The organism is uncultured Phenylobacterium sp., assembly GCF_902826855.1.
In the GTDB taxonomy this organism is placed as follows: Bacteria; Pseudomonadota; Alphaproteobacteria; order Caulobacterales; family Caulobacteraceae; genus Phenylobacterium.
Map to the genome: position 1 here is coordinate 1 of NZ_CADEGK010000275.1, position 5,021 is coordinate 5,021.

Here is a 5,021-nt window from a genome sequence, read left to right on the forward strand (position 1 = left end):
GGTTCGTCATGGCGTCCGACCCGGACGAGCGGACGCTCCCGGACCTGGCCAAGCGCTATGGCGCGGACTCGTTCGTGTGGGCGTCGGACTTCCCGCACTTCGACCACACGCCGGACTACATCGGCTCGCTGGACGGCCTGCTGGACCTGCTGCCGCCGGGCGAGCGCGAGAAGGTGGCGGGCGGCAACGCCAAGAAGCTGTATGGCCTCGGCGCGGATGCGGTGGTGGGCGCGCCCTAGGACGGCGCCTCTGCTCAGGGTTTGACCGCGGGGCGCAGCGCCAGCCAGACCGCGTAGGCGCCGATGACGCCCGCGGCGGCCAGGGCGACGAGGGCGACCGTGGGCTTGGCCGCCTGCTCGGCGACCCAGACGGCGACCAGGCCCCAGGCGATGGGGATGGCGTAGGCCGCGAGCCGCGAGGCGCGCAGCACCAGCAGGGTCACGACCAGCACCACGGCGACGCCGGCGTAGGCGGCGGCCCGCTCCGCGCCGTCGATCAGGCCCTCGGCCGTCGCGACGGTCAGGATGTTGAGCGCGCTGGCGATCGTCAGCCACCCCGCCAGCAGCGACAGGGGCCACCAGACGAACGCGCGGACGGCCAGGCCGTGCGCGGCGCGGGCGCCGGCGGCGCGGATCAGGCCCGCGGTGAGGACGGCGGCGGAGACGACGATGATGCCGACGCTGGCCCAGCGGGCGTCGAACATGGAGGCCCAGATCCACGCTCCGGTTCCGGCGATGGCGACGAAGGCCGGCCCGGCGATCCGCCGGAGCAGGGCGTCGTCGCGATTGCGCGGCAGGGCCTGGTAGACCGCAAAGGCCGCGAGCCCGGCGTAGATCACGCCCCAGATGGAAAAGGCGTAGCCCGCGGCGCGGAGCGTCCGATCACCCTCGCGGGCGAACTCCGCAGGCGAGAGACCCACCTCGCCGAGCGTCTGCACGATCGGCGAACCGATGGCGAAGACCATCGCCGCGAGCAGGCCGAGCTGACGTCCGTTCATGCGTGAGGCGCCCTTCAAGAGCGCCGAAGTCTGCGCCGGAGCGCGCCGTGGCGCCAGCCAGGAGTGCGGCGGCGCGCCTGCGAGACGCCTGAGCGACGGACCCGGCCTCGACCCGGCGCACCCTCCCGAGGGTCGCAAGGGGATCTCCGGCGCGCTGACCGCGCCGAAGATCCGATGGCAGGGTATTCGAGGGACGGGTTGATTGCCCTGCCGCATCCCGAACCTGCGCAGGCCGAGACGGTTCCGGATCCGGCCGGGGTTTCAACTCACGCGCGAACGGCTCACGGGCGGTTCAAAACGGCGCCAATACGGCAAGCTTAGCGCGATGGCCCGACGCCGGGATCGCGCCTTGCGAGAAAGCGCCGCCGGCCGGGATGTGGACGAACACCGAGATCAGCCTCCACCTGGGACAGCGGCTCGGACAGCGCCGGCGGGAGCTGCGGCTCTCGCTGGCGCAGGTCGCAGAGCGCTGCGGGGTGAGCCTGCAACAAGTCCACAAGTACGAGACCGGGCAGAACATGATTTCCGGGTCGATGCTCTTCCAGCTTGCGCTCTGCCTTGACGTTCCGGCGAGCTACTTCTTCGAAGTGCTCGAAGAGGAGCGCGCGGCGCGGCAGGCCTGCTGATCGCAGGCCGGCGGTCAGCGCAGGTCCGCGTTCAGCTTCGCCAGCGCCGCGGCGCCGGGGACCAGTTCGGCCTCGTTCAGCTGGTTCAGCGGGGTGTCCACCGTGCCCACCGCGTCGTGCAGGTCGCCGGCGCTGGGGTCGACGAACAGCAGGCCGGTGACCACCTGCCCCCTCGCCTGCCGGGCCTGGAGGTAGCCGAGGGCCTGGGCGCGGTTGGAGGGGTTGTAGAGGTCGGCGATCTTGTGAAGCGAGAGGATGGAGCCGTCGTGCTGCTGGACGCGGACGGACTCGCCGGACTTGTAGCTCACCTCGATGGGGTCGCGCGGGGTGATCACGTCCAGGCGATTGACCGCCTCGTTGTGCTCGCGGACGTAGTCGAAGCTCTTGGTGGAGCCGACGTGGTTGTTGAACTGCACGCAGGGACTGACGCAGTCGATGAAGGCGGCGCCCTTGTGGGCCAGGCCCGCCTTGATGAGCGGGACGAGCTGGTCCTTGTCGCCGGAGAATGAGCGGCCGACGAAGGTGGCGCCCATCTGCAGGGCGAGGCTCACCATGTCGATGCCGGCGTCGGTGTTGACCAGGCCCTTCTTGGACTTGGAGCCGCGGTCCGAGGTGGCGGAGAACTGGCCCTTGGTCAGGCCGTACACGCCGTTGTTCTCGACGATGTAGAGCATGTTCACGCCGCGGCGGATGGCGTGGGCGAACTGGCCGAGGCCGATGGAGGCCGAGTCGCCGTCGCCGGAGACGCCCAGGTAGATCAGGTCACGGTTGGCCAGGTTGGCGCCGGTCAGCACCGACGGCATGCGGCCGTGAACGGTGTTGAAGCCGTGGCTGTTGCCCAGGAAGTAGTCCGGCGTCTTCGACGAGCAGCCGATGCCGGAGAGCTTGGCCACGCGGTGGGGCGGGAGCTCCAGCTCGAAGCAGGCCTGGATGATCGCCGCGGAGATGCTGTCGTGGCCGCAGCCGGCGCAGAGGGTGGAGACCGAGCCCTCGTAGTCGCGGCGCGTGTAGCCCAGCGAGTTGGTGGGCAGCTTGGGGTGATGCAGCTGGGGCTTCAGGATGTAGGTCATTCCGCCGCCTCGACTCGGCTCAGCGCCAGGCGCTGGGCGATTTCGCCGGCGATGAAGCGGGCGGTGATGGGGGTGCCGTCATAGTGCAGCACCGAGGGGATCTTGGCCGCGTCGATGCCGCCCTCGGTCATCAGCAGGGTCTTGAGCTGGGCGTCGCGGTTCTGCTCGACCACGAAGACCCGGTCGTGGGCGGCGACGAAGTCGTAGATGTCCTGGGCGAAGGGGAAGGCGCGGACGCGGATGGCGTCGACGTAGCGGCCCTGGGCCTCCAGCATCTGCAGCGCCTCGTCCATGGCCGGCGCCGTGGAGCCGAAGTAGAGCACGCCGTCGCGGGTCTTGCGCTTGGCGGGGCGGATCACCGGGGCCGGGACCATGGTGCGCGCCGTGTCGAACTTGCGCAGCAGCCGCTCCATGTTGTCGACGTAGACGGCTCCCTCCTCCGAGTAGCGGGCGTAGGGGTTGCGCGACGTGCCGCGGGTGAAATAGCCGCCCTTGGTGGGGTGCACGCCCGGATAGGTGCGATAGGGAATGCCGTCGCCGTCGACGTCGCGGTAGCGGCCGAATTCCTCGGTGGCGACCTCCAGGTCGTGGTGGCTCATCACCTTGCCGCGGTCGAGGCGGCGGCTGTCGTCCCAGGTGAAGGGCTTGGTCAGCCACTCGTTCATGCCGATGTCCAGGTCGAGCATGACGAAGACGGTGGTCTGCAGCCGGTCGGCCAGGTCGAACGCCTGGGCGCCCATCTCGAAGCACTCGCCCGGGTCGGCGGGCAGCAGCATCACGTGCTTGGTGTCGCCGTGGCCGGCGTAGGCGGCGGCCAGCAGGTCCGCCTGCTGCGTCCGGGTCGGCATGCCGGTGGAAGGGCCGCCACGCTGGACGTCGAAGATCACGGCAGGAATCTCGGCGAAGTAGCTGAGTCCTATGAACTCCGTCATCAGCGAGACGCCCGGCCCGGAGGTGGCGGTGAAGGCGCGGCAGCCGTTCCAGCCGGCGCCGACCACGATGCCGATGGAGGCGATCTCGTCCTCGGCCTGGACGATGGCGTAGCGGGCCTTGCCGGTCTCCGGATCGACGCGCAGGTCCTGGCAATAGGCGGTGAAGGCCTCGGCCAGCGAGGTCGACGGCGTGATCGGATACCAGGCGCAGACGGTGGCGCCGCCATAGACGGCGCCCAGGGCCGCGGCCTGATTGCCCTCGACGTAGATGCGATCGCCGACGGCGTCGGCCTTCCTGACCTGCAGCGCGATCGGGCCCAGGTGCTCGGTCACATAGCCGTAGCCCATGGCCAGGGCCTCGAAGTTGGCCTTGATCAGCCGGTCCTTGCCGGCGAAATCCTCGGCGATCAGGCTCTTCACGGCTTCCGGATCGATGCCAAGAAGCGCCGCCAAGGCCCCGACATATATGACGTTCTTGAACAGCTGGCGTTCACGCGGAAGCTCGTAGGCCTCGTTGCACATGGCCGTCAGCGGCACGCCGATGACGGTGATGTCGTCCCGCAGCCGCGAGCGCGGCACAGGCTTGGTGGAATCGTAGAACAGGTAACCGCCGCTCTCGATCTCGGCGAGGTCGCGGTCCCAGGTCTGCGGGTTCATGGCGACCATCAGGTCGACACCGCCGCGGCGGCCCAGATGGCCGGCCTCGGTGATCCGCACCTCGTACCAGGTGGGCAGGCCCTGGATGTTCGAGGGGAAGATGTTGCGGGCCGCCACCGGCACCCCCATGCGCATGACGGAACGGGCGAACATGCCGTTGGCGCTGGCCGAGCCGGAGCCGTTCACGTTGGCGAACTTGACGACGAAGTCGTTGGTCCGGGTCTTGCCCTGGGCGGGTGCGGCCATCGCCGCGCGGGGTTCTGCGCTGTCAGGCATCGGCGCCAGCATAGGTCATTTCGAGGTAGAACTTCTGCATGTCCCAGGCCCCCGTCGGGCAGCGTTCGGCGCAGAGGCCGCAGTGCAGGCAGACATCTTCGTCCTTGGCCATGATCCGCCCGGTGGGCAGCTTGCCGGAGAGGTAGAGGTCCTGGGTGAGGTTGTCCGCCGGAGCCTTCAGCCGCCCGCGCAGCTCCAGCTCGTCTTCGGCGTCCTCGGTGAAGGTGATGCAGTCCATCGGGCAGATGTCGACGCAGGCGTCACACTCGATGCACAGCTTGTCGGCGAACACCGTCTGGACGTCGCAGTTGAGGCAGCGCTGGGCCTCGCCGAGCGCCTGTTGCAGGTCGTAGCCGAGCTCGACCTCCACCTTGACGCTCTTCAGCGCCTCCTTCTTCTCGCGAAGGGGGACGCGGTAGCGGATGTCGTTGGAAATGTCGTTGTCGTAGCTCCACTCGTGGAT

Annotated in this window: 6 protein-coding genes; 2 read left to right on the forward strand and 4 right to left on the reverse strand. The window is 69.2% G+C overall.

What is annotated here, in order from left to right; all coding sequences use genetic code 11:
* Positions 1-239, forward strand: a 239-nt coding sequence (locus QZV94_RS23085; RefSeq protein WP_293682516.1) for an amidohydrolase family protein, incomplete at its 5' end; no start/stop codon positions are given.
* A gap of 14 nt (positions 240-253) precedes the next feature.
* Here the strand turns inward: QZV94_RS23085 and QZV94_RS23090 are convergent.
* On the reverse strand, positions 254-997 hold the full coding sequence (locus QZV94_RS23090; RefSeq protein WP_293682518.1) for a hypothetical protein: 744 nt from the start codon (positions 995-997) through the stop codon (positions 254-256).
* 374 nt (positions 998-1,371) lie between these two features.
* On the opposite strand from QZV94_RS23090, the gene QZV94_RS23095 reads away from it, so the two are divergent.
* Positions 1,372-1,623, forward strand: a complete 252-nt coding sequence (locus tag QZV94_RS23095) for a helix-turn-helix transcriptional regulator (protein WP_293682520.1) — start codon at positions 1,372-1,374, stop codon at positions 1,621-1,623.
* A gap of 14 nt (positions 1,624-1,637) precedes the next feature.
* On the opposite strand, the gene QZV94_RS23100 is transcribed toward QZV94_RS23095, so the two are convergent.
* The 3 genes from QZV94_RS23100 to QZV94_RS23110 form a co-directional block, all read right to left on the reverse strand.
* Entirely contained in the window at positions 1,638-2,693 is a 1,056-nt protein-coding gene (locus tag QZV94_RS23100) for a 2-oxoacid:ferredoxin oxidoreductase subunit beta (protein ID WP_293682522.1), read from the reverse strand.
* A complete protein-coding gene (locus tag QZV94_RS23105; protein WP_293682524.1) occupies positions 2,690-4,558 on the reverse strand; it encodes a 2-oxoacid:acceptor oxidoreductase subunit alpha in 1,869 nt (622 codons plus the stop codon). The genes QZV94_RS23100 and QZV94_RS23105 overlap by 4 nt, the downstream gene beginning before the upstream one ends.
* Positions 4,551-5,021 (reverse strand): 4Fe-4S dicluster domain-containing protein (locus QZV94_RS23110; protein ID WP_293682525.1); only part of this gene is annotated, 471 nt, incomplete at its 5' end. The genes QZV94_RS23110 and QZV94_RS23105, both read right to left, overlap by 8 nt.

Bases quoted from the DNA above. Each gene is read 5' to 3' on its own strand.
- QZV94_RS23090 (WP_293682518.1), bottom strand. From the start codon at position 997: ATGAACGGACGTCAGCTCGGCCTGCTCGCGGCGATGGTCTTCGCCATC.
- QZV94_RS23095 (WP_293682520.1), top strand. From the start codon at position 1,372: ATGTGGACGAACACCGAGATCAGCCTCCACCTGGGACAGCGGCTCGGA.
- QZV94_RS23100 (WP_293682522.1), bottom strand. From the start codon at position 2,693: ATGACCTACATCCTGAAGCCCCAGCTGCATCACCCCAAGCTGCCCACC.
- QZV94_RS23105 (WP_293682524.1), bottom strand. From the start codon at position 4,558: ATGCCTGACAGCGCAGAACCCCGCGCGGCGATGGCCGCACCCGCCCAG.